The following is a 24751-nucleotide window of genomic DNA, read 5'->3' as shown; positions in this document are numbered from 1 at the left end:
CGAGTAGGAGCAGCCCGTGACCGAAGGCAACCGTGTCGAGCGCCGGAAGGCTCGTACCAGAGCCGCCCTCGTTCGGGCCGCGCAAGGATTCCTGGCGAGCGGCAACACCAACGCACCCGTTCTCGAGATCACGCAGGCCGCCGACGTCAGCAACGGATCGTTCTACAACTACTTCGAGACCAAAGAAGAGCTGTGGCAGGCAGCCATCGACGCGGCCCTCGAATCCGCAGGCGACTACCTCGACTCGCTCACCGTGGGATTGGACGACCCGGTCGAGAAATTCACTCAGTCCTTCCGGTTGTCCGGACGACTCTTCCGCCTCGAGCCGCAACTGAGTCGCGTCCTGCTCAACTCGGAGGCCGCCGCATTCTCAGCAGCCGGCGGCCTGGCACCGCGTTCACGCCGCGATATCGAATCGGCCGCCGAACAAGGGCGATTCGATGTGGACGACGCAGATGTCGCACTCGCGATCGTGGCCGGTTCACTGCTGTCCATGGGACGGCTGCTACTCGCCCAACCCGAGCGCGACGAAGCAGTGACAGTGGACGGCACGACGCAGCGCGTGCTGCGAGCGCTCGGCATCTCCGCTGACGAGGCCGAAACTCTGTGCGGCCGCGAGCTTCCGACGTCGTACAGCGGCGGAGTTCACGCAGCGATCGACCCCACAGCCCAGCCGTTCACCTAGCCGACCGAAGTCAGTCGTCGGCAGCCCTCAGCGCGACGCTCAGCGCCTTTTGCGCCGATATGTCCGCTTCGATCGCACCGCGCATCTCCGCATCGTCGAGGTCGACGAGCAACGGCGTATCGGCGTCGGACTGTCCGCGCACACCGGCGAGTTCCTGCTCGCGATCTTTCGCTCGCCGGTAGACGGCAAGAGCCTCGTCCTGCTTCTCTCGCGCGGTGGCCATGCCGTCAGGCCCTGTGATGTCTCGCGGGGGCGTGCGCAGGCACTTCGACGGGCACCGAAGCGTCTACGGGCTCGACCTTCCGATCATTCCCGCGTGCACTCATCTTCATGAAGTTCTGTAGTTCGTCGTGGATAGGTGTGTCGGTCATGAGACTCGACCTTCTGACCTGGGATGCAACAGGTCGGTTCGGTTTCGCTGAACCATTGTGTGTGATGAATGAGCGGCGTGACCCCGACCCTACGGCCCGTCGTTCACGCGGGTCGAATCAACGATGCTTGCGTGTGTCCTCCACGGCCGAATTGACGACCCGCGCCGCCACGACCGCCACCCGGGTGTTCTCCCGTTGCGATTGTTGGGCCAACGCGGCGAACGCGGCATCGGGTGAAATGCCTCGCACCGCAATCAGAATCCCCTTCGCCTGCTCGATGGTGGCGCGCGTGCTCATCGCGAGACGCAGCCCGGCAGTCTCCTGCTTCGCGTCCTCCGTATGCCGCGAATTCCATACCGCGGCCTCGACCGCCGTGACGAACATTTCACCAGAACTTCGTCGATGTCGCTGAAGCCATCTCCGTCGAAGCTGTAGATGTTCAACGATCCGGCATGTTCGGAGTCGACTGCCAGTGGCGCAGACAAACAGCTTTCGACCCCGAGATCGGATACTGCGGCTGCGAACGTCGGCCATCGGGCCGCGACCTCGTCGACCCGGACACAGACGATGCGCTTGGTTCTGGCGGCCTCGAGACACGGGCCTTCGTCGGCGTTGTACTGATCGGTGTCGATATCGACGACACGTGCGTCCGAACACGCTGCGGTCGCAGGATTTTCCGAATCGTGATGCAGCAGAGTGACTCCCGCCATGTCTGCTCCGGGAACCGCAGCAACCACCTGCTCACACAGCCCTTGGAGGAGCACCTCGAATCGCCTGTGTTCGAGCAGAATTCCACGAAAGATGTCGAGTGCGTCGAACGTGTCCTGCGCAAAATAGCCTTCTGCAGAAGGAGGACGAGTCGGTGCCGACAGAGCCGCCAGGATCTCCTCGTCGAAATCAGCTCCCGCCCTGGCTTCGTTCGGCGTCGAGTTCTCGAATTTACGGTCGGTCATTGGATCGAGTCCCAGATGGTGCAGTCATTACACCTGTTGACGTGCGCGAGGCCTGTCGACGGTGATGACCTTCACCGGATGCCCTCACCGTACGCCCGATGTCAAACCGACGGGTAAGGCGACGCCGGACAGTCACGACATCGGCTATCGACGAGCGGGGGCCTCGGGGTCTACTGTCGCTCACGTCGACAAGTTCGATCGCGAAGAAGCGGCAGTCGATAGCCGGCCCTCTGTACGCAGCGCGAGGTAGCGGCGACTCGAACCTCGGCACCTTCCTGTCGAGGACACAAGCTGGTCGACCGTGGCACGCGCGGTGGCGGCATTCGACGTACAGGATCGAGTCCGAGTGCTCACCTACAGCTTCAACCTCGATTATCGGGGTGTATGCCCCATCTGTGCACACATCACGTTGGGAGAGAACGTCATCGACTCGCCGGCCGTTGGGCCGTCCAGCAGCCGCATCTATGCCTCCTGTGAAGCGTGCGGATGGGAAGGACCGGGCTGATCAGCTCACCCGATCTGTCAGTACGACCAGGTTTCGTAGCAGCAGGTACCCCTGAATTGTGCAATCTGCTCCATTTCTGCCGCATCACTTGCGCAGCTGGGCAAGCGGCTGGTGCACTGTCCCCATCGCAGCTCAGTTGTACCCTTCCGGCGATTCGCAACCCGAACGCCCGCGTCGTCCGCTCTTCTCACGTGCCCTTCGTCCCCGGCCGGCATCAGGACGTTCTTCGTCGTCGATTCAGGAGCCATCTGTCATGACCAGCATCAGCCCCGCCGACCGCCGTTCGTCCACAGATGACGGCGAAGAGCTGCACGACATCGCGCAGCGCGTACTGTGGCTGTCGACGTCGATGATCCACCACGCCAACCGGATTCGGCCCAACCCCACCGGACTCAAGGTCGGCGGACACCAGGCATCGTGCGCATCGATGGTATCGATCATGACGTCACTGTGGTTCGAGCAACTGCAATCGGGAGACCGCGTGTCGGTCAAACCCCACGCCTCCCCGGTGCTGCACGCGATCAACTACCTCCTCGGCGAACTGGACGAGAAGTATCTGACGACCCTCCGTGCCTACGGCGGTCTGCAGTCCTACCCGTCGCGCTCGAAGGACCCAGACACCGTCGACTATTCGACCGGCTCGGTGGGAATCGGTGCCACCGCACCGATCTGGGGTGCGATGTCGCGACGCTTCGTCGAGGATCGATTCGGCTCGGACGACTCCGCACGGACCGGATTCAGCGGACGCCAATACTCACTGGTCGGTGACGCCGAGCTCGACGAAGGTGCCGTATGGGAAGCGATCATCGACCCGGGGATCGCAGAACTCGGCGAGATCGTCTGGATCGTCGACCTCAACCGCCAGTCCCTCGATCGCGTCGTGCCGAACATCGCCGCGCGCCGTCTCGAGAAGATGTTCGACGCCGCCGGGTGGCAGGTCATCACCGTCGAATTCGGCCGACTGCTCGAAGACCTCTTCGCCAAGCCGGGCGGCGGCGCTCTGCGCACCCGAATCCTCGACATGCCGAACCCCGAGTACCAGCGTCTGCTGCGCTGCACGGCCGACCAAGTGCGCACCAGGCTCCCCGGATCGGGACCTGATGCTACGACGATCGCAGACCTGATCGCCGACCTCGACGACACCGTGTTGACCGAGTCGATTCGCAACCTGGGCGGACACGACCTGGATGCGTTGCGCGAGGCCTACTCTCGCATCGACGACACCCGACCGACCGTGATCGTCGCGTACACGGTCAAGGGCTTCGGACTGCCCACTCAGGGACATCCGCAGAATCACTCCTCGCTGCTCACAGTCGACGAGTACGCCGAGCTCGCTCGCAGCCTCGACCTGGATCCCGCTGCGCCCTGGGGCCGCTTCGACGACGACTGCGCACCGGGCCGACTGTGCATCCACACCGCGAAACGGTTACGTCGCAACCCGATTCCGGCGTCGACTCCCCCCGCCGTTCCCACCGATATCGGCCGAACTCCGAAGGGCACCGCCACCACTCAGGCCGCTCTCGGCCGCACGCTGATAGACCTCACTCGCGAGGCCCCGGAAGCGGCGAAAAGGGTTGTCACAGTGAGCCCCGACGTCAGCTCCACCACCAACCTCGGCGGCTGGGTCAACAAGGTCGGTGTGTGGTCCTCATCCGATCGGCACGACTGGTTCGGTGACGACGCCGAAACCATCATGCACTGGCGCGAGGGACCGAGCGGTCAGCACATGGAACTCGGCATCGCCGAGACCAACCTCGTGGGGCTGATGGGCGAACTCGGTGCCACGTGGAGCCGGTGGGGACAGCCACTGTTCCCGATCGGCGTCATGTACGACCCGTTCGTCGAACGCGCCCTCGAACCGTGGTCGTACGGCATCTACGCCGGCGGCCAATCGATCCTCGTCGGCACTCCGTCCGGCGTCACGCTGGCCGCGGAAGGCGGTGCGCACCAATCGATCAAGACACCGTCGATCGGTCTCGAACAGCCCGGCTGCATCAGCTACGAACCCGCATTCGCCATCGACGTCGAATGGACCCTGCTCGCCGGCATCGCGCGTCTCGGCCGGCCCGACGGAACCTCGGCCTACCTGCGGTTGTCGACGCGACCCGTCGACCAGTCGAAGGCCGACGTCCCCACCGACCCGGCGGCCCGGGAACGCAGGCGTCGCCAGGTCGTTGCCGGCGGATATCCACTGGTGCGTCGGGCCGGTGCGACGGTGACCATCGCGGCGATGGGGGCCGTGATGACCGAGGCACTCGAGGCGGCCGAGCGATTGATCAAGGTCGGTGTGATCGCAGACGTTCTGTGCATCACCAGCCCTGGCGAGCTCTACCGAGCCCTGCAAGCAAGACAGGGACGCGGTGTCGGTGAGTCGTGGATTCTCGATCAACTCCTTCCCGCCGATCGGGCGACACCGATGGTGACCGTGCTCGACGGCCACCCGCACACTCTGGCCTTCCTCGCGACCGTCAACCGAGTGGCCTCGACGTCGTTGGGAGTGAGCAACTTCGGGCAGGTCGGATCGCTCGACGAGGTGTACAAGCACCACAAGATCGATACCGACTCCATCGTCGGTGCGGCGCTCGATGTCACCGATCACTGACGCAGCTCCGACGGGTCTGCCCAGGGTCGCGGGAACTATCGCACCGACACTGCCTCACGGGTGCGAAACCTGATGGCTACCGTGGCAATTGCGACCACAACCGCAGCGAGAACGGCTGTCCAGCCGACGGTCGTATCGGTCACCTCACCGGAGAAACGGCCCTGGGCCAACCATCCCAGCCCCCAGACGATCGCCAGCATCGGTGCGACCGCGCCCCCGGAGTACTGGGCCAGAAACACCCCGACACCGGCTGCGACCACGAGCACGATGACCGCCCACACCGTTGCACCACTGGTGAATCCGAGACTCACCAGCCACGCGGAGATGTTCGCGATCGTCGCCACACACACCCAGCCGAGGTAGATACCCATCGTGCCGTCGGTGATCACCGCGTCGGCGATACCCTCCGGTCGATGCCGCTGCAACAGCACGAACACGCGGACGAGCACCGCCATCAACGCGATTATGACGATCACGCTCAGCCACACCTGCCCGATCTGAATCGCGAAAATCCACGCCGGATTGATCAACATCGACGCAGCGATCGGTGCGCGCAGCGCGGCGTGGCGTGCGGTGCGGCCGGGGAGGAACTGCCAGACGGCGTAGGCGATGAGCCCGGTGTAGATCACCGACCAGATCGAGAACGCAGGGCCGGCGGGTGCCACCAGCGTCGACGTGGCGCTCAGCGCCCCACCTGCCGCCTCGGCAATAGGCGTCCCGATCCACGCACCCGACCCGAGAAAAGACACCACGACTGCCACGACAGCACTGACCGCAACCACGATCTTCATAGCAGCACTCATCCCCCGTATTCGACGGTCGCAAACGCCCCTGCGGAAGTGTCTCTACCGACCTCGCTGGAGCCCGGCCACGTCACTCGCACACGTCGTCTCGCTCGTCGGGCCATCGCTTCCGCTGGTGAACAGCGCGCACGCTCCGGGCCGGCAGACCGGGTGAGCTGACGCGAAGGTCCCACCTCGTGTGCGACGAGGAATGCACCAGAGTCACTCACGAACTGGTCGACGACGTCCAGCGGACGCACTCGGGCAGTTGAGCCTGCCGGTTCCCGCCACGGTCTGGTAGACACGCGGGAGTGAAAGCCATCAGTCGACCGAGCCGAGCTCGACGCGTCGGAGCCGCACTCGCGGCGTCCACTTGCGCGGTGTCCGCGCTCGTCGGGTGCAGCTCCACACCCGAGCCCGCCACCACGACCACGCCCGCCGAGACGACGACTGCACCGGTCCCTCGGTACGACCTCACGGGAGTGCCCGGCACAGTTCTCGATTCCGAGGACTTCGGCGATCGATCGAAAACGCTCTCCGACACCGGAGCCACGCTGTACCGATTCGTCTACGAATCCACGTCGGGTGTCGACGACTCCCCGACGGCGGTGTCAGGAGTCGCAGCCGTTCCGGCAGGCACACCGCCCGAGAGTGGTTGGCCCATCGTCGTCTACGGGCACGGCACCACCGGAGTTCGGGCCGACTGTGGACCCACCCTGTATCCCGATCTGCTCGGCTATCAATCCGCTGTGCAGGACTTCACCGCGCTCGGGTACGTCACCGTGCTTCCCGACTACCAGGGCCTCGGCACGGGCGGCGGCACCCACCCGTATCTGGAACCGCGCACCTCGGGACACAACATGATCGACGCGGCCCGCGCAGCCCAGAGCGCACTGCCCGATACGTCCACCCGCTGGGCCGCTGTCGGGTTGTCACAGGGCGGCCAAGCAGCATGGGCTGCAAACGAACTCACCGCGAGCTATGGGCAGGGCTTGGACCTGGTGGCATCGGTGTCGCTGTCGCCACCGACGGATCTGAAGCCCCTGGTGCAGGCCGGAATGGACGGAACCCTCACCACACCGCAGAAAGAACTCATGCCCTCGGTGCTCTACGGTGCACAACAGGTCGACCCCGCCATCGACCCGAGGAACTACAGTGGCAGCGTCGCCGAAGAGAACAACGAGCTCCTGCTCACCTGCTCGGGCGGAGACGTCGCAGCCAAGCAGCGAGCCGTCGAGGCGATGGCACCGGACGAGTTCGTCTCCGAATCAACGCAATCCGAGAAGCAGCTGCTCGACGTGATCGATCGCTACACACTCCCCCAGGTGCGAACCGAGGTGCCGATATTCGTGGCCTACGGCGCGAAGGACGATGTCGTGCTGCCGCAGTGGACTGCTGACGGTATCGAAAGGGCCTGCGCTCTGGGCGATTCGATCGTCGCGCAGGAACAGCCCGAGCAGGGCCACGATGTCAGCGACGAGGCAGCCATGCAGTTCCTGGCTGCCGTGTTCGCAGGCCAACCGGTGCCCAGCACATGCTGACGAGAGGATCTGCGATGGAGAGAATCACCGAGTACACCCACGACGGTTTTGTGTTCGACGTCCTCGACCAGGGCCCGCTCGACGGCCCGATCATGTTGTTAATGCACGGATTTCCCGAGCGGGCATCGTCATGGTCCGCGGTGATGGCAATACTCAACGAGCACGGATTCCGCACTGTTGCACCGGATCAGCGTGGCTACTCGCCGCGGGCCCGGCCGAAGCGGCGTCGGGACTATCGCGTCGGAGCGTTGGTCAGCGATGTCGTCGCCCTGCTCGAGGTGATCGGAAGACCGGTTCATCTGGTGGGACACGATTGGGGAGCGAACGTCGCCTGGGTCACCGCAGGCCGACACCCTCAGCTCGTTGCATCGCTGACGGCGTTCTCGGTTCCGCACCCCGGTGCTTTCATGACCGGCTTGCTCACCTCGAAGCAGATACTGCACTCCTGGTACTTCGCGTTCTTCCAATTGCCGGTACTGCCCGAGAAGTGGATGATGCGGCCGGGCGAGAGGGCCGAGAAGTGGTACGAGCGCAGCGGAATGACCTACGACGACCTCGAGCGGACGAAGACGGAGATCGTCGACTACGGCGCACTGCCCTTCGCTGTCACCTGGTACCGCGGACTGCCGTTCTCGAGCCCGGGCATCGGCCGTCTGCGTATCACCGTGCCGACGTCGATGGTCTGGAGTGACGGAGACACGTTCATCGGGCGATCCATCGTCGAGGGTGCGCAGCGCTACGTCGATGCTGCGTACACCTTGACGGTATTACCTGGTGTGTCGCACTGGATTCCGACCCAAGCGTCGGATGCGGCCGCTGCAGCGATCCTGACCAACGCCGAACTCGCAGTTACGCATGGCTTCGGGTCCGATTCGTCTGCATAACTGCGAGTTCGCCGGCGCTGGATCAGCTTGCCTGGGTCTCGATGGTTCGTTGCGTGCTGTCGTGGGCAATCTCGATCTTGCGCGGCCCGAGGCGTGGACTCGGTGCACATCCACGCCCAACTACGCCGGCCGGCCATCGAGTGCAGTTGAGCGCCACCCGGGGCACTCAACCACACCACTGCCGCAGGCACTTACAGGCGTTCGACGATGGTGGCGTTCGAGAGTCCTCCCGCTTCACACATCACCTGCAGGCCGAAGCGCTGCTCCCGTTCGGCAAGGGCGTGAACCATTGTCGTCATGATGCGCGCACCGCTGCCGCCGAGGGGGTGACCGATCGCGATCGCTCCGCCGTTGACGTTCACCTTGTTCAGGTCGGCACCGGTCTCCTTGGCCCATGCAAGCACCACCGAGGAGAAGGCCTCGTTGACCTCGAACAGGTCGATGTCGTTCATCGTCAGCCCGGCCTTCGCGAGCACCTTCTGCGTGGCAGGGATGACGGCGGTGAGCATCATGAGCGGATCGTCGCCGACCACGGCGAAGCTGTGCAACCTGGCCATCGGAGTGAGGCCGAGCTTCTTCGCCCTCTCGCTGGTGGTGATCATGACCGCGGCGCTACCGTCGTTGATCTGACTTGCGTTGCCCGCGGTGATGTTCCAGCCGATTTCGGGGAACCGCTGCGCCATGACGTCGCTGTAATTGGCCGGACGCAGTCCGGCCAACGCATCGAGTGTGGATCCGGTGCGGATTCCCTCGTCGCGATCGAGCCCACGGATGCCGCTGATCTCCCTCTTGAAGCGTCCCTCTCCGGTTGCCGCCGAGGCCTTCGCGTGGCTGGACAATGCGAACTCGTCCATCTCGGTGCGGCTGATGCCCCAACGCGTAGCGATCAGTTCGGCGCTGACGCCCTGCGGCACAAGACCCTCGGGATACCTCTCGGCGAATGCAACACCCGTAGGATCCTCGGTACCGATCAGGTTGGAGCCCATCGGGATTCGACTCATTGACTCGGACCCGGCCGCAATCGCCAGATCGTATGCACCGGAGATCACGCCCTGCGCCGCGAAGTGAATCGCCTGCTGACTGCTTCCGCACTGACGGTCCACCGTGGTCGCAGGCACGGATTCGGGATATCCCGCCGCCAATGCAGCGCGTCGGGTCATGTTCGACGCCTGATCACCCACTGCGGTGACGACACCACCGATGACGTCGTCGATTTGGTTTGGATCTATTCCACTGCGCTGCAACACTTCCCGCAGGCTATGGGCCATCAGGTCCACTGGATGCTCGGGATGCAAAGTGCCGTTCGCTTTGCCCCGTCCGACCGGGGTTCTGACTGCCTCGACGATGACTGCGTCTCTCATGACAACTCCTTGTCCGATCGATCCGTTCCTGTCGGATCGCTGACATCACCGTACGAGCTAGCTATAGTTTTGTAAAGTCAGTAGTATGGTGGCATGCCCCTCAACATGGACGGTCCCCTGTCCGATCTCGGCAACTGGAAAGCCGGCGACCGCTGCTCCATCGCACGTGCGCTGTCGGTGGTCGGCACCCGATCGACCATGCTCATCCTGCGCGAGGCGTTCTACGGCACGACGCGGTTCGACGATTTCAGCAGACGCGTGGGCATCACCGATGCCAGCAGCGCAGCCCGTCTGAAAGAACTCGTCGACGCGGGCATCTTCGCCAAACAGCCCTACCGCCCCGACAAAGGACGAACGCGCTACGAGTACGTCCTGACGAAAATGGGGGAAGACCTGCTGCCCGTCGTACTCGCATTGATGCAATGGGGCGACGAATACCTGCAGGACGACGACGGACCATTGGATGTCGTCGATGCGCAGGGACGCCCAGTCCACGTCCGCATCACCGACGACAAGAGTTCGGAGGTGCCGATGAACGAGCTGCGAGTGCGCATCGCATAGCTACCGCTATCCGAATCGGAGAAGCGCACGCGCAGCAGGCACCACGCGTAGCCTGCTGCTCGTGGGCGATGAGCGAAGTGCTGCACCGAAGACCGATCCGCGAGACGAGTGGCGTTGGCTGCCGGACAGCGTGGAGCCAACGGACGCGTCGCTCTGGGACCGCACCCTTAAATACGATCCGAACACGGGGATAGTCGATCGTGATAGGTGCCATGTTCATCGGCGTCCAACACGTACTCGACCGACGCCGACCGTGAGTACGTTCAGAGCTTGACCGACGTCGCTCGTTTCGGCTACGTCGCGTTTCCCAGAAAAGCCACACCTATGCCGATGAACAGCACTCCGACTGCCCTGTTCCAGAGCTTCGAGGTCGCCGAACGATCGGCCATGCGATCGACGGCTGCGGTTACCACCGCCCATACTGCCAGTCCTATTGCCACGTCGATGATTCCGAGGATCCCGATCTGCAGAGGCAGCGAACCGTCGGGGTCGACGAACTGCGGCAGGATAGCGACGAAGAACAGAATCGCTTTGGGGTTCAGGAGATTCGTCGTCAGACCCATTCGAAACCAGCGCATATCCGTAGCCGCCGATGACGAAGCCACCGAATCTCGCAACGCGACGATTCCCAACCAGATCAGGTAGAGGCCACCCGCAACTCGAACAGCACTGAGCGCCATCGGTAGTCGAGAGATCAGCAGCGATACTCCGATGACAGCCGAGACCATATGCACGCACAGTCCGGCCTGCGCACCGAGGCCAGCCCGCCAGCCCGCACTGCGACTGTTCGCCGCCGCCCGGGCCACCACCGCGAAGTCGGGCCCGGGTATCGCGTACGCCAGCAGCACCACGCCGAAGAACGGCAACCATCGAATGTCCGTCATCATCTCGACGATATCTGATGCTTTTCGATCCGTATACCGTTAGAGTCAGGATATGGGTTGGAACTGGCTCGGCGACCACTTCGCACTCGACGTGGCCAACACCGTGCAGTTGCAGCGCGGCACCTACGCCGAGTTGATCGGTTCGGTCACCGACCTCCAGAATTGGGCCGAACTGCAGGGGGCTCGCGTACCCGAGGTCATCCCCGCCGATGCCGACGTGGACACATTTCGGCTGACGCGCGATCACATACTGTCGCTGCTGCGGGCGGTGGCGTCGAGCATGGGCGTTCCGGAAGAAAGCGTCGAACACATCGACGACATTGCGCGGCGACACCCGGTGACCCGCCGAATCGATCTCGGAGACGGCGGTGGCGTCGGACATGTTGTGGGAACGACAGATCCGATCGAATCACTCCGTGCGCGTGCTGCGTCGGCCCTCATCGACCTATTGAACGGGCCGGATCGTGATCGCCTGATGTTGTGCGAAGCCCCGCGATGCGGTCAACTGTTTCTGCAGGATCGACCCAATCAGCAATGGTGTTGCGGCGCATGCGGCAATCGGGCGCGCGCGGCACGACACCACGCCGTCAAGAAGGGCAGATCATGAACATTTCGGTACATCAAGTGGTCCTCGACTGCACCGACGCCCGTGAGTCCGCCGAGTTCTACCGACAATTACTGGGATTCGAGTACGTCCCCGGCTACGCCGAACCGATCGATCCGGATTGGCTCGCGATCACCGCACCCGACGGTTCGTGGCGACTCGCGTTTCAGCAGATCGACGCACTACCGGCCGTAACGTGGCCGGAGGGCGAACACCCACAGATGTTGCACCTGGACTTCCGGGTCGACACAGTCGAGCAACTCGACGCAGAGCACTTGCGCGCAATCGAATTGGGTGCGCAACTAATGCGGGATCTGCGGGACGATCCGGAAGAGCCGATCCGAATCTATGCCGACCCGGCCGGCCATCCATTCTGCATCTTTGTGGGGGTGTGACCCCGACGCACATCCACACCGACTACCCCAGCCGAGCATCGAGTGGTGTGGTTGAGCGCCGCCTGGGGCACTCAACCACACCACTGCCGCAGGCACTCAGCCCAATTGCACTGTTGCCGTGGCGCGGTGACCGAAGATTCTCTTGCCTTCGAATGTCGCGCCCAGTGAGATCACTGCAGTACGTGTCGCCTCGTCCTTGGACTTGATCTTGCCGGTGAAGACGATTTCGGCGGCCTTGTGGGTGTCCACCGGAATCGGGGTGGTGAAGCGGACGGTGTAGTCCTTCACAGCGCCCGGGTCGCCGAGCCACTCGGTGATGTAGCCGCCGCCGACGCCCATGGTGAGCATCCCGTGGGCCAGCACGTTCTCGAGATCGATCAGCTTGGCAAACTGCTCGCTCCAGTGAATCGGGTTCGCGTCACCGGCAACTCCTGCGTAGTTGACCAGATCACCGCGGGTCAGGCGCACCGTGCGCGACGGCAGTTCGTCTCCGACGTTCACGCCGTCGAACGTCTGCGTAGGCCGACCCCGGTACTCCTCGATGATCAGAGGCTCGTGTTCCTGCGGAGTGGACAGTGTGTCGCTCTCGCCGGAATCGGTACCACCGACGTCCGTCGTCGCGCCGAACATCACCAAGTTCTTCGCAGACTCGGCGATGGCCGGATCGATCTCGCCGGACCGACCGACGAGGAGCGTGGTGTACGTGGTCTGCACCAGTTCGTTCTTCTGATTGGACACGACGTTCTTGGTGACCATCATGTCGCGACCCATGACCGTCTTGAACGAGTCGAGCGAGACATCGCAGGTCAATTGGTCGCCGGCAAGGATGGGCTTCTGGAACACCAGCACCTGATCGGTCTGCAGGATCTGGCTCAGGTCGTAGCCCTCTGCGATGGACTGGAGAAGCTTCCTCTGCGCGAGGGTGCCGACCAGCGACATGAACGTCAGGGGTGCGACGAGGGCACTGTGACCCAGCGCGGCCGCGGCGTCGCCGTCCCGGTGGGCGGGGTGGAAATCCTGGACGGCGCGGGCGTATTCACGGACCTTCTCGCGGCCCACCTCGTAGTAGTCATCGGTGCGGTAGTGATAACCGACCATGCTCCGAGCATGTTCTGCCGGATCGAATGCTTCCCCGACGGTTGCTGCCGTACCGGACTCCGCTACCTGCTCTGCCACTGTTGTCCCACCGTCTCGTACCCCACTGTTCACCATTACCCGAGCAACCTACCCAACAACGGCGTTCGTTGGCCAGGCCGGTGGGTTCAATCCGAGCGGTGTCGTGGTGAGTCGTGGTAGCCGACCGTCCCCACCATCGAGGCATGTTGCGGCGGCGCGACGTTGGCGGTCGCGGCACCACGCGGGTGATGCCGACGCGATGCGACCGCGTCGACTGCCATCAGAGCCGCACCGTGCGCGGTGAGGGACTCAGGATTGGCCGGCGCGACGACCGGCAGCATCAGATCACGACGAAACAGGCGCCTGAGCGTCGGGATGTTGGCGCTGCCGCCGACCATCACCAGGGCGTTGACGGCACAGGGCGCGTCGACGATGACGCTGGCCACCCAGTCCTCCAAAGAACGGATGCTGCGCTCGAGGACATCGTCGAAGGTATTGCGCCACAACCTGACCGGACCACCGATGAAAGGTCCGGCAACTTCCGCCACCCGCAGCCTGGAAAGCTGCTCGCGTGCCGTGCGGACCGAGACCGCCAATTCTGCTCGGGCATGATCGGACGCCAATTCGTCCGCTCCGTACGTCGAGAGCAAGTAGCGGGCGACTTGCTCGTCGCAGCTGTTGCCTCCGAACAACGTGGTGCGCACCGAAGAGAAGACCGTACCGGTGGCCGGGTCCGCGACGGACACTGTGGTGCCGGATGCCCCGACGTCACACACCGCGACGGTACGAGCACCCTCGAGATGGCCTGTGCCCCGCAGGTACCGCAGCTGAGCACCGAGTTCGGAAGCGACAAGCAAGCGATCGGCCTCGTACGTGGAGTAGGCGGACGTCCGCGCGCGAGCACCGGGATCGTCGGGCACGGCCAACACGATGTCGGTTCTGTCGACCATCTGGTCGCGCGACATGGAGTCGAGCAAGTCGATGGCGACCTGAAGGTGGTCGTCAGGATCGAACGAGTGAACGATGTGCGCCGACCGCACCGACTCGTCGATCGCATCGACTGCGACCCCTCGGGCAGTTGCGGAACCCACCGAAACACCAAGGACAGTTCTCATGATTCCCCGACTCGACTGGCTACTCCGACCTGCCGATAGTAGCCGCCGAACCGCCGTCTGGACAGCAATATCGTGATTTGAATGAACTTGTGGTTTGTTTTAGGAGATATAACAAGCTTCAAGATGAATGGCGTCCGTTCTCAGGCCACGTGATCGAAAGGATCTCGACGATCCGCCAGCAGTGGACCCCATTCCTCCTGCGCCGACGTCATCGCCGCACCGGCGACACCGTTGGCCGAGTCCATCCCTCGCGCGGCTGCGACGATGGAACGGGCGGACTGCACGAGCGAGACATCGAAACGGAAGCTGTGCGCCGCCAATTCGGAGAACGCCTCCTCCGGACTACAGCCACGGAGCGCGATGAGAACACCCACGGCCCTGTCGATGGTCGTGCGGGTCACCGGTTCTGCTGCGGGATGGTCGGTCATCGGATACTCACTGTCTACTGGTCGATCACTAGATGGTAGCGACGCGTGAGCAGAAGTTCAGGTGCCGGAGTCGAATTCACATGCCTGTCACGCGAAGGACTTGTCCAAGTATCAAAGCCGCTCGCTCACAATGGAATCAACGAATCGAAGGCTATTCGACCGGATCCCCCGGCGGTGCTGCATCGGTGGTGGGCTCGGTGGTCTCCGGAGCCTCGGTGGTCGGCTCGGACGGGTCCGTGGACGGCACCTCGGGTTCGGGTTCGGGCTCGGGCTCGGGCTCGGGCTCGGGCTCGACGGTCGGCGTGTCCTCTCCACCCGAATCACCACCGCCGGAACCACCGCCACCCGAGTTGCCGCCGCCCGCAGCGGCGTCCGAGTCGCCGTCCGAGTCGCCACTGCCAGCGTTGCCGTCTCCGGGGGTGTCCACACCGGAGTTGCCGCCACCCGACGACACCTCGACGTACGGAGTGAGAACCGGCCCCTCTGCGAGCGCTTCACTCCAGGCACTGACCGGCGCCGGCCCGTACACGGGAGTCTCGAACAACCCGACCTCGACGGGCGGAACAGCCGACGGGCCAGGAGGTGGGGCCGCCGAATCGGCGATCACAGCCACCGACGACGCGGCTTCACTGTCTCCGCTCGACGGCATCTCGGCGACATCGGCGGTGTCGACCACAGGATTCTCTGTCGGATCGGCCGCCGCCAGTGCCCACACCGTGGCTCCGCTCAGTGCGGCGAGAACCGCGACACCCAACCCGATCATCGTCAGTCGCGCGCTGCGTGGAGTACCGGCAACATCGCTGCCGGAACCACTCCGGCCCTCGTCACCCGTCACGGTAGGCAAGTCCACCGGCTCGCCCGTCCACGCGGTGAGAGCGGCTGCGGTGCCGATCAGTGCCGCTGCGATGTCCAGCGAGAAGTCGGCATCCAACCGCGGATCGCCGACGTCCAACACCTCGACGTCGCCGACATGATGGTTGAGCAGGGCGGCGCGCACGATATCGCACTGGAGCAGGGTGTTGCACACCACCGCAGATCCGGAGATCAGCAGGTCGTTCTGGGCGGCCTGCACCCGCATGATTCCGAGCAGCGTCGTGACCGCGTCACCGATACCGCCGGGAACTGCGGAGATCGAGACGGTGCGAGCGGCGACGGGGCCGAGTTCGGGTAGATCGGCCTCGACCAGCGCAGCAGCTATCTTGTCGTCACCGACGTGCACCCCGAGCGCAATGGCCATGATCGTCGACTCCCCCGAATTCGATTCCGACTCAGAGTACCCTTTGAGCCTAGAAACGAGGGAATAAGCCGGTTTCGGGGGTCAGAACTCCAACCTGCTCGCCTCGTCCCGGGCCATCTCGGCGGCCCGGCGCTCACGCTCGAAGAGCAGGCCGAAGGTGAATCCGTTCTCCCCCGCCGTCGTCCCTGCCCGCGCACCGAGAGTCCGCAGAATTTCGGCCGCGATCACCGCGTCCTGATGCTCTCCGAGCACCTCTTGCAACGTCTTGAAGCGCTTGATGTTCGCTTTCGACGCCTTTTTGTCCACCACCGGCGCAACCAACTCGGCCGCGTACCGCGCGCGTTTCGACGCCTTCCGTGCGCGATGCAACGCCTCGTCGTCGGTGCCGCGCACGGCGATCTTCGTGCGATCGATCGCCTTCTTCCCTGCCTTGCGCGCAAGCTTGACCAACACGCGGTCGGTGGCCTCGCCGTCGATCGGTAGCCCACGCGACCACTCCGACAGCGTCGTGAGCAGCGCCCGGTAGCGCTCCCCGTCGAGTTCGGTCATCGCCGCCTCGCGGTACCGAATCTGCTCGGCCAACAGATCGTTCTCGATTCGCGACGCCACCGGACCGAGCACCAATTCTCGCGGCAGTTCGCGCAACGCCGCCGCGAACCGAGCACGCTGCACCTGACGATCTCGAACTTCGCCGAGAATGCTTGCATACCAGGATAGTTCGGCCTCGAGTTGTGCGGCGGGCTCGTCCTCGAACAGGCTTCCGAACACACGAAGGGTACTGCGGTATCGCCGAATCGCCACCCGCGTGGAATGGATCGGATCCAGCCCCCGTCGCAGGTAGACATCGCCTGCGACGATCGCCTGTGCCTGATCATCGAGATAGTCCGCCAACAGCGCCGCCCCGGGTTCGGCAGGCACCTGGCGCACCACCGACAGCGCCCGATCCAACTTCGAAGGATGCGCCGACGGCCGAGCACCGGCAGCACGTAGCACCTTGCCCGCCTTCTTCAGAAACGACTCCGAGCCTGCGGGTCCGAGTTCCACCTCGACCTCCCGCCACCGCGGACCGGTAGCGCCGCCGATCAAGACCACCGACACCTCGTCGTCGGCGATCTCCGCAACCACCGCCCCGTCGGCGTCGGACACGGTGTGGATCGTTCGACGCGTCGTCAAAGTCGCGACCGCGGACAACTCGGCACCCATCACCGCACCGCGCAGCACGTCCTTCAACTCGTCCGGCACAGCATCATGGCCGCCATTGCCGAGGGGGAGCCGAATCTCCGTCCGCGCCTTCTCCGCCGGGACTTTCGCATGCCAGCCGTTGTCGGAATCACCGGTCCGACGCCGCACCGTGATTCCCCGTCGCAACAGGTCGTGGCCGGCAGTATCGAAGTACTCACTGCTCAGGTCGGTTTCGCTCGACACCAGTGCGCCGCCGGTGGGCACCAATGCAGCGAGAGTGGGCAACTGGAACTCTGCGTCGACGTCGAACTTGTCTTCGCGTTCGGTCTGAATCGACTCCATACCGCTCATCCTGCCTCGAGTACCGGGGCCTGCGGAGTCGGAAAGCACACACCCGTCAGCGTCGCGGAAAGTCGAAGTCCGGGAACGGAAGATTCAACGTCCGAGCCGACCGCGTAGTGGTCGTCGGACGCGTCGTCGTGGCGGGGCGCGGTGTGGTCGGACGAATCGTGGAGACAGGTGCGACCGTCGTCGGCACCGCGGTCGATCGATCGCGGGTGGGCCTGTCGGCTGCCGTCGTCTCCTCGACGTCGGGTGGGGAACTGGTCGTGACCGCGGTGCGCCGAGTGGCGGTGGCGCTCTCCGCGTCCGTCGTGGTCGGTACTTCGGACGAGGACGACGTTGCCGGCGCGTCGATCGGAGGGGAGGTCTGCGCCGTTGTGGTCGCGAGCGGCAACGACGACCCGATGCGGTCGGCCGGCGCCCCGCCTGCGGCAGGCACCACGGACTGCGGCCGAGTGGTCTGCGAGGAGTCCTGCGACGTGTCCACCGACGGCGCTGGATCGTCGCCGCTGGTCCGTGCCGCCGCAGTGACCACAGTGCCTGCTGCACACACCGCGACGAGTGCCGCGAGCGCGCCACCGACGTGCCGGGACTTGTTGGCCCTGGTCATCCGCTTGGAGGAGGTGTCGCTGTGCCGCGGGCGCTTCGAGACCACCGAGGCAACCGCGGCCACCTCGAGGTCTGCGGAATCCCGATCCACGGCAGCGAACCGATCGGTGGCCACCTCGGGCGGAGCCGGTGCGGGCCGCAGACCCAACGTTCGAGCGATCCCAGCCGCGCCGTGCGCCGCCAGCAGTTCCGGCTGCTCGGGCACGTAGACCGGCATCGGCACGGCGTCGAACAGGACCTGCCGAATTATCTGCATGTTGGCACCACCGCCGACGGCGACGATGGCGTCGACGTGAACGCCCTGCGCGCCGACCGCGTCCAGCACGTCGACGGCCATCGAGACGGCTCGGTGCACGGCGCCGACGATGAGCTCGTCGAGATTGCCACGCCACAGCGATGCACGTCCGCCGACGAACGGTCCGATGATCGAGACGTTGCGAAGCAGAGCCAATTCGTGTTTCCCGTCGCGGACATCGTGCACGAGCCGCCTACGAGCCTCGACCGTCAGCGCCTCGACCGCACCGAACGTCGCGATGAGGTGATCGCACAGCACCCGATCGCAGTCGTCACCACCGAGTGCGTCCGTTCGACGCGACGCGAGGACATCACCGCTGTCGATGTCCACGACGGAGACCGAGGTACCGGATGCGCCGACGTCGAACAGAGCGACGCAGCGCTCGCCTGCCAGCACCCGAGTCTCACGCAGCGCACCCAGCTGGGCACCGAGTTCGGACACGAGCACAACGCCGTCGGAAAAGTCCTGCTCATAAGCCGTCTTGGGGTCGCTTTCGCGCAGTGCGAGCACCGGATGAAAGTCCGCGGACGCGTACTCGGTCGCCAGATTGTGTACCGACGTGATGACGGCATCCCACGGATCGGGAGCGAGGCCGTTGGGTGCGGGCCGGGATGCGACGGGCTCGTGCACTTCCAGGACAGCACCGGGGCGAGCGTTGTCGCCGATCACACTGCGGAGACCACTCGACCCCAACGAAGCGCCGAGTACGAACACATCGGGAACCGCGGACACTGGAAACCTCGCTCTGGTAGGCCCCAACCCACGTCAGGCCACCAGAGTACCGCTACAACCGGACATTCATCAGGTTTTACGGCAAGAAAACAAACTGCCAGATCGCTTACTCGACGCTGGACCGAACGAAGTTCAGGTAGGCCTTCGACGGCGTCGGCCCGCGCTGGCCCTGGTACTTCGAGCCGACCGCAGCACTGCCGTACGGATTCTCGGACGGCGACGACAGCCGGAAGAGACACAGCTGACCGATCTTCATGCCCGGCCACAACGTGATCGGGAGGTTTGCGACGTTGGACAACTCCAGCGTGATGTGGCCACTGAAGCCCGGATCGATGAAGCCTGCGGTCGAGTGCGTGAGCAGACCCAGCCGCCCGAGCGAGCTCTTCCCCTCGAGCCGACCGGCCAGGTAGTCGGGCAGCGTCGTCAACTCCAGCGTGGAACCGAGAACGAACTCGCCCGGATGGAGAACGAACGGCTCACCGGCCGCAGGTTCGACCAGCGTCGTCAGCTCGTCCTGCTGCAGAGACGGGTCGATGTGGGTGTAACGGGTGTTGTTGAACACCCGGAAAAGCTTGTCGAGCCGCACATCGACACTCGACGGCTGAACCATCGACGGGTCGAACGGTTCGATCGCCAGGTTTCCCAGGTTCACTTCGGCACGGATGTCACGGTCGGAGAGCAGCACCTCTGCAGGCTACTGGTCCTGGGCGATCCCCCGCGACACACCCGAGCCTCGATCGCAACACATAGCTCCGCAAAGGAAAAGCCGGACAATTGAGCGGTACAACCTTTCACATTCGGGCAACTCCTATCAGGAAGAGTGAAATGACAATTCCGTTCGACGTCCCCTCGTACTGGGATCACCGATCCCAATGCCTCGTTCTGGCCACCACTCCCGCTGATAATCCGGCCTTGTGGGAACAATTCCTGGACGGCGCAGAGGAAAGCTACATGCGACACGGCGTGACCAGCGCACTCGAAATGTCGGCCATTCGCGACGGCGGCAGCACGGCACTGTTCTTCGCCGCACTCGACCGAACCGGACAGATAGTCGGCGGCGTGCGAGTGCAAGGACCGTATTCCTCGGTCGATCAATCGCACGCACTGATCGAATTCGCCGAATACCCCGACGGGCTACGCCACGTGCACACCATGCTCGACGAACGCATCGGCCACGGAGTCGTCGAACTCAAATCCGCGTGGGTCGCTCAGCACGCACCCCACGGCCGCGCCGTCACCGCAATGATCGCCGAATCACCCGCCTACAGCACGGCACTTCTCGGTGCGCGCTACGCCCTTGCCACCGCGGCCTCCCACGTCCGTACCGCATGGCTCGACACCGGCGCCGTCATCGCCACCCAGATCGCGCCGATCCCCTATCCTGACGATCGCTATCGAACCGAGGTGTTCTGGTGGGACAGAACAACACTCGCATTCAACGCCGACCTGGCCACCTGGCGCCGGATGCGGCACAACACGGTCACCCTGCTCGCACACCGCCGCGCAGCCGTCGAACTCCCGGAAGCAGTCGCATCATGAACGATCGAACCACGCCCGGCCACCACTGGAAGCCTGTGATATTCGACGAGACGGACGCCACACAGCGCGACGCGCTCGACGAACTCAGAGCCGACCCCACCCTCACTTTCCTGGACGAGCGAAAGACGCAGAGAAAAGGCCTGCACTCACTGCTTCCCAGCCCTGAGCAGAGCCTTCTCGACGAAAACGACAGGTGGGTTTTCTTTCCGTGGCGAAAGACGGTTGTCGCGGTACTCGGACCCCGCTCGTTTCGACACCTGCGGCTGGACAGGAACAGAAACAAGATAACCCTCGAGGAACAGAATTCCTTGGGAGATCTCACGATAGGAATCATCGGCCTCAGCGTCGGGCACGCCATTGCCCACACTCTCGCACTCGAAGGAATCTGCGGGACGCTTCGACTCGCAGATTTCGACGAGATCGAACTGTCCAACCTCAACAGAATTCCCGCGTCCATCCTCGATCTCGGGGTCAACAAAGCGGTCGTCGCGGCCCGACGCATTGCCGAAATCGACCCGTATCTGCGCGTCGAGATCGCCGAGGACGGAATCACCGAGAACACCATCGACGAGTTCTTCGACGGACTCGATCTGCTCGTCGAGGAATGCGACTCCCTCGATGTCAAGGTCCGCGCCCGCGAGGCAGCCCGCTCGCGAGGGATCCCGGTACTGATGGAGACCTCCGACCGAGGACTGCTCGACGTCGAGCGCTTCGACCTCGAACCCGACCGTCCGGTGTTCCACGGCGTGCTCGGCGAGATCGACTCGACGAGCCTGCGGGGGCTGGGCACGCGCGACAAGATTCCCATCGTGCTCGATCAGCTCGACGCCTCACTGCTCTCGGCCCGGATGGCCGCCTCGATGGTGGAAGTGAGCGAAACGATCGAGACCTGGCCACAATTGGGCGGCGACGTTCAACTCGGCGGCGCAACCATCGCAGCAGCCGTTCGACGCTTCGGCACCGGAGCGCACCTGCCCTCCGGACGAATCCGCGTCGATCTCGAGACCCATCTCGACGCGCTCGCGGCCCCGCACCCGACGCCGAGGGCGCAGCAGTCTTCGGTCGACACCGCCGTCGACGCTCACCACGCATCCGTCGATCCCGACGCGCTCGTTCTCGACGCTGCGCGCCGAGCACCGTCCGGTGGAAACAGTCAGCCGTGGACGTTCACCCGTGAAGGACGCACCGTGCGGATCGGGGTGGATCGTTCCCGCACGTCGACCCTCGACGTCGCCTTCCGGGGCAGCTGCGTGGCAGTGGGTGCGGCCGCCTTCAACGCGCGCGTGGTGGCCACCGCGCAGGGCAGGCTCGACCGCACCGAGGTCACCGACCGCGGAGTCGAGATCACCCTGAGTGCGGTCGACCCACAACCCGTCACGGATCGACGCCTGCTCGACGGCGTTCTCGAACGGTGCACCAACCGGGAAATGGGCACCGGCGCACCCCTGGACGCCGGCATCGCCGCCGACATCGCCGCCGCGGCAGAGGCAGAGGGTGGCCGGGCAGTGTTGCTGACCGCACCCGAGTCCATCGCAGCGGCCGCGGATATCCTCGCCGCCGCCGATCGGATCCGGTACCTCACACCGCACCTGCATCGAGACATGTTCTCCGAGTTGCGCTGGCCGGGAGATCTCGATCCCGACCGGGGAATCGAGGTGTCGACTCTGGGGATCGACGACGCGGACCTGTCCAAGCTCGAGATCGTCAAACGGCCGGACGTCATGGAGCTCGTGCAGGCGTGGGACGCCGGTGCAGCGCTGGGGACCGACATGCGCGACCGTGTGCTGTCGAGTTCGGCACTCGCAGTGGTCGTCGTACCCGGATCGACCGCAGCAGATTACATCATCGGGGGATGTGCAACGGAGAACGTTTGGGTAACTGCGCATTTGCGCGGCTTGGCAGTGCAGCCGGTTTCCCCCGCGTTCCTCTACGCGCGCACCGCGGAGGAATATCGACAACTGGCACCCCACCACGCAGAAACGCTGCAGCAGTTGAGTTTCGAGTTTCGCGCACTGCTTGAAATCGAAAACACAGAGTCCGTCGCGCTGGTGTTGCGGCTCGGTAGCGCCCCGAAAAACCCGATACATAGTCGCAGACTTCCTGTTTCAGCGTCTGTATCGGGGTAGAGTTCCGGCGAAGACCAGGGGGAACAGTCCTGCACTGCGTCTACGAGAGGCGGGAGTAGGGCCCTGGAGCACAATCGGACGCTCGAGGTCCTCGTCACCGGCGTCGCAACCGAACTCATGGGAGTCGATGCGGCGACGGTGCGCGAGGCCTACGACTCCGTGCTGCGGCAACTCGTGGACTACCTCGGCATCGACTTCAGCTTCCTCCGGCACAACGATTTCGAGGCCAGGGCCACCAGACTCAGCGCAGAATGGCCACCGCGACTGAGCGTGCCCGATCCCGACCCACTGGCAGTGGTCTACTTCGACGAAGCAGACTCGGTGTTCCGCCTGGCCGAAACACTGACCGAACCGGCAGTGTTTCGGCCGGACCCGGAGCAGGAGGACTACCGCCGCCGCGTAGAGGACGCGTCGGGATTCTCCGCGACCTCGATGGCCGTCGTGCCGCTGCTGCACTCGGAACGCACCACCGGCATCCTCGGCTTCATCAAGATCGGCGACCGAACGTGGTCCGAGGCAGAACTCAACGCGCTCAAAGCAATTGCGGCACTGCTCTCCCAACTGCAGGCGCGAGTGAGCGCCGAGGAGCAGCTCCGGTTCTCGGCGCTGCACGACCACCTGACCAAACTGCCGAACCGCACAGCGCTCACACAACACCTCCGCGAACGACTCGACCCGGCCATGCCCGGTCCGGTCGCCGTGATGCACATCGACCTCGATCGACTCAAAGCACTGAACGACTTTCTGGGACACCTCGCCGGAGACCACTACCTCCAGACCATCGCCGACCGACTGCAGAGCTTCGTCGGCAAGTCGGCCGGTCTCGTGGCACGCCTGGGCGGAGACGAATTCCTGGTGGTACTGGCCGGGCCGTGCTCGGCCCGCGTCGCAGCACACCACGCCGAGATGATCGCCGACGCCATGTACGCCCCCGTCACCCTCGGAGTCGAACGCATCAGCAGAAGCGCGAGCATCGGAATCGCCTTCGGCCAGCCGGGCAAGCACACCGCGGAGTCGCTTCTGCGGCAGGCAGATCAAGCCGCCCTGGTAGCCAAACGCGGAGGCGGGCACGACATCGCCTTGTTCACCGAGGAGATGCACGCCGAAGCCGAACTCCGCAACGACGTCGAGATCCATCTGCGCGACGCCATCGCAGGTGACTCCCTCACCCTGCACTTCCAGCCCGAGGTGGACCTCGTCACCGGACGCATCACCGCAGTCGAAGCACTGGTCCGATGGCAACACCCCACCCGAGGCCTACTCCCCCCGTCCGCGTTCATCCCGGTGGCCGAGGAGACGAACCTCGCCGGAGAACTCGGCCGCTGGGTGCTCGACCACGCCTGCCGCACCCTCGCCGACTGGCAACGCGAGATCCCCCAGCTCGACATCGCCATGCGCGTCAACATATCTCCCGTCCAACTGGTCACCAACGGATTCGTCGGTGCCGTCGCCAGAGCACTGACGGAGTTCTCGATAGCCGGGCCCGACCTCTGCCTCGAGATCACCGAAGTGGCAGTGGTACAGGACCTTTCCCGCACCCGCGTGACACTGCGCGAACTCCGCGAACTCGGCGTGCAAGTGGCCATAGACGACTTCGGCACCGGATACAGCTCGCTGTCCCACCTCAAGGAACTCCCCGTCGACGCACTCAAGATCGACCGCGCCTTCGTCACCGACCTCGGAGCCACGAACACCGGCGACCTCGCCATCGTCCAATCCATCATCGGACTCGCCGACGCATTCGGACTCGACATCATCGCCGAAGGCGTGGAAACCCAGACCGCCAGAAACACCCTGATCGAACTGGGCTGCACCCGCGCACAGGGATACCTGTTCTCCAAGCCGGTACCAGCACACGACGCCCTCACCCTGCTGCACGGCGTGCGAATCGACATCTGAACG

At 64.4% G+C, this 24751-nt stretch carries 23 protein-coding genes; 10 read left to right on the top strand and 13 right to left on the bottom strand.

Features of this window, described 5'->3' with window-relative positions; all coding sequences use genetic code 11:
• Positions 1 to 16 precede the first annotated feature (16 nt).
• Entirely contained in the window at positions 17 to 685 is a 669-nt protein-coding gene (locus QM590_RS08465) for a TetR/AcrR family transcriptional regulator (RefSeq protein WP_269594537.1), read from the top strand.
• A gap of 10 nt (positions 686 to 695) precedes the next feature.
• On the opposite strand, the gene QM590_RS08460 is transcribed toward QM590_RS08465, so the two are convergent.
• The 3 genes from QM590_RS08460 to QM590_RS08450 all read right to left on the bottom strand — a co-directional run bounded on the left by QM590_RS08460 (position 696) and on the right by QM590_RS08450 (position 2009).
• Positions 696 to 908 (bottom strand): hypothetical protein, encoded by a 213-nt coding sequence (locus QM590_RS08460; RefSeq protein ID WP_269594536.1) that lies wholly within the window; start codon positions 906 to 908, stop codon positions 696 to 698.
• A 265-nt stretch (positions 909 to 1173) separates the two neighbouring features.
• On the bottom strand, positions 1174 to 1353 hold the full coding sequence (locus QM590_RS08455) for an ANTAR domain-containing protein (protein ID WP_269594535.1): 180 nt from the start codon (positions 1351 to 1353) through the stop codon (positions 1174 to 1176).
• On the bottom strand, positions 1350 to 2009 hold the full coding sequence (locus tag QM590_RS08450) for a GAF domain-containing protein (RefSeq protein ID WP_269594534.1): 660 nt from the start codon (positions 2007 to 2009) through the stop codon (positions 1350 to 1352). The genes QM590_RS08455 and QM590_RS08450 overlap by 4 nt, the downstream gene beginning before the upstream one ends.
• A gap of 758 nt (positions 2010 to 2767) precedes the next feature.
• On the opposite strand from QM590_RS08450, the gene QM590_RS08445 reads away from it, so the two are divergent.
• Positions 2768 to 5116, top strand: coding sequence for a thiamine pyrophosphate-binding protein (locus QM590_RS08445; RefSeq protein ID WP_269594533.1), 2349 nt, complete (start codon positions 2768 to 2770; stop codon positions 5114 to 5116).
• Between the two features lie 35 nt (positions 5117 to 5151).
• On the opposite strand, the gene QM590_RS08440 is transcribed toward QM590_RS08445, so the two are convergent.
• Positions 5152 to 5919 carry a TspO/MBR family protein gene (locus QM590_RS08440; RefSeq protein ID WP_269594532.1) on the bottom strand — a complete coding sequence of 256 codons (768 nt, stop codon included), beginning with the start codon at positions 5917 to 5919 and terminating at the stop codon, positions 5152 to 5154.
• A 290-nt stretch (positions 5920 to 6209) separates the two neighbouring features.
• Between QM590_RS08440 and QM590_RS08435 the strand changes: the two genes are divergently transcribed.
• Both QM590_RS08435 and QM590_RS08430 read left to right on the top strand, forming a co-directional pair.
• Positions 6210 to 7439 (top strand): lipase family protein, encoded by a 1230-nt coding sequence (locus QM590_RS08435; RefSeq protein ID WP_269594531.1) that lies wholly within the window; start codon positions 6210 to 6212, stop codon positions 7437 to 7439.
• A gap of 14 nt (positions 7440 to 7453) precedes the next feature.
• The gene (locus QM590_RS08430; RefSeq protein ID WP_269594530.1) at positions 7454 to 8323 is read left to right on the top strand and encodes an alpha/beta fold hydrolase; all 870 of its coding nucleotides are present in this window, start codon (positions 7454 to 7456) and stop codon (positions 8321 to 8323) included.
• A gap of 191 nt (positions 8324 to 8514) precedes the next feature.
• Here the strand turns inward: QM590_RS08430 and QM590_RS08425 are convergent, their stop codons facing one another.
• Positions 8515 to 9684 (bottom strand): thiolase family protein, encoded by a 1170-nt coding sequence (locus QM590_RS08425; protein WP_269594529.1) that lies wholly within the window; start codon positions 9682 to 9684, stop codon positions 8515 to 8517.
• Positions 9685 to 9777: 93 nt separating this feature from the next.
• Here QM590_RS08425 and QM590_RS08420 point away from each other — a divergent pair, with 93 nt between their 5' ends.
• Positions 9778 to 10245: a winged helix-turn-helix transcriptional regulator gene (locus QM590_RS08420; RefSeq protein ID WP_269594528.1), complete on the top strand. Its 468-nt coding sequence runs from the start codon at positions 9778 to 9780 to the stop codon at positions 10243 to 10245.
• 293 nt (positions 10246 to 10538) lie between these two features.
• Here QM590_RS08420 and QM590_RS08415 read toward each other — a convergent pair whose 3' ends face one another.
• Positions 10539 to 11129 carry a LysE family translocator gene (locus tag QM590_RS08415; RefSeq protein ID WP_269594527.1) on the bottom strand — a complete coding sequence of 197 codons (591 nt, stop codon included), beginning with the start codon at positions 11127 to 11129 and terminating at the stop codon, positions 10539 to 10541.
• A gap of 52 nt (positions 11130 to 11181) precedes the next feature.
• On the opposite strand from QM590_RS08415, the gene QM590_RS08410 reads away from it, so the two are divergent.
• The gene (locus tag QM590_RS08410) at positions 11182 to 11736 is read left to right on the top strand and encodes a CGNR zinc finger domain-containing protein (RefSeq protein WP_269594526.1); all 555 of its coding nucleotides are present in this window, start codon (positions 11182 to 11184) and stop codon (positions 11734 to 11736) included.
• Complete coding sequence (locus QM590_RS08405; RefSeq protein WP_269594525.1) at positions 11733 to 12128, top strand: VOC family protein; 396 nt, start codon at positions 11733 to 11735, stop codon at positions 12126 to 12128. Before QM590_RS08410 ends, QM590_RS08405 begins: the two co-directional genes overlap by 4 nt.
• 96 nt (positions 12129 to 12224) lie before the next feature.
• Here the strand turns inward: QM590_RS08405 and QM590_RS08400 are convergent, their stop codons facing one another.
• From QM590_RS08400 to dcd, 7 genes are all read right to left on the bottom strand, one after another.
• Positions 12225 to 13340, bottom strand: a complete 1116-nt coding sequence (locus QM590_RS08400; protein ID WP_269594524.1) for a fused (3R)-hydroxyacyl-ACP dehydratase subunits HadA/HadB — start codon at positions 13338 to 13340, stop codon at positions 12225 to 12227.
• A gap of 50 nt (positions 13341 to 13390) precedes the next feature.
• Complete coding sequence (locus QM590_RS08395; RefSeq protein ID WP_283279013.1) at positions 13391 to 14359, bottom strand: Hsp70 family protein; 969 nt, start codon at positions 14357 to 14359, stop codon at positions 13391 to 13393.
• A 140-nt stretch (positions 14360 to 14499) separates the two neighbouring features.
• Positions 14500 to 14787 carry an ANTAR domain-containing protein gene (locus tag QM590_RS08390; protein ID WP_269594522.1) on the bottom strand — a complete coding sequence of 96 codons (288 nt, stop codon included), beginning with the start codon at positions 14785 to 14787 and terminating at the stop codon, positions 14500 to 14502.
• A 151-nt stretch (positions 14788 to 14938) separates the two neighbouring features.
• A complete protein-coding gene (locus QM590_RS08385; protein WP_269594521.1) occupies positions 14939 to 16024 on the bottom strand; it encodes a hypothetical protein in 1086 nt (361 codons plus the stop codon).
• 81 nt (positions 16025 to 16105) lie between these two features.
• Positions 16106 to 17548: a CYTH and CHAD domain-containing protein gene (locus QM590_RS08380; RefSeq protein ID WP_269594520.1), complete on the bottom strand. Its 1443-nt coding sequence runs from the start codon at positions 17546 to 17548 to the stop codon at positions 16106 to 16108.
• Positions 17549 to 17603: 55 nt separating this feature from the next.
• Positions 17604 to 19184 (bottom strand): Hsp70 family protein, encoded by a 1581-nt coding sequence (locus tag QM590_RS08375; protein WP_269594519.1) that lies wholly within the window; start codon positions 19182 to 19184, stop codon positions 17604 to 17606.
• Between the two features lie 106 nt (positions 19185 to 19290).
• Positions 19291 to 19869, bottom strand: a complete 579-nt coding sequence (gene dcd / locus QM590_RS08370; protein ID WP_269594517.1) for a dCTP deaminase — start codon at positions 19867 to 19869, stop codon at positions 19291 to 19293.
• Between the two features lie 140 nt (positions 19870 to 20009).
• Between dcd and QM590_RS08365 the strand changes: the two genes are divergently transcribed.
• The 3 genes from QM590_RS08365 (at position 20010) to QM590_RS08355 (ending at position 24748) form a co-directional block, all read left to right on the top strand.
• On the top strand, positions 20010 to 20723 hold the full coding sequence (locus QM590_RS08365) for a hypothetical protein (protein ID WP_269594516.1): 714 nt from the start codon (positions 20010 to 20012) through the stop codon (positions 20721 to 20723).
• Positions 20720 to 22849, top strand: a complete 2130-nt coding sequence (locus QM590_RS08360) for an Rv1355c family protein (RefSeq protein ID WP_269594515.1) — start codon at positions 20720 to 20722, stop codon at positions 22847 to 22849. Before QM590_RS08365 ends, QM590_RS08360 begins: the two co-directional genes overlap by 4 nt.
• 117 nt (positions 22850 to 22966) lie before the next feature.
• Positions 22967 to 24748 carry a putative bifunctional diguanylate cyclase/phosphodiesterase gene (locus tag QM590_RS08355; protein WP_269594514.1) on the top strand — a complete coding sequence of 594 codons (1782 nt, stop codon included), beginning with the start codon at positions 22967 to 22969 and terminating at the stop codon, positions 24746 to 24748.
• The last annotated feature ends 3 nt before the right edge of the window (positions 24749 to 24751 follow it).

The organism is Rhodococcus sp. IEGM 1372 (assembly GCF_030056835.1).
Taxonomy (GTDB): Bacteria; Actinomycetota; Actinomycetes; order Mycobacteriales; family Mycobacteriaceae; genus Rhodococcoides.
This window is presented reverse-complemented; position numbering and strand designations above follow the sequence as displayed.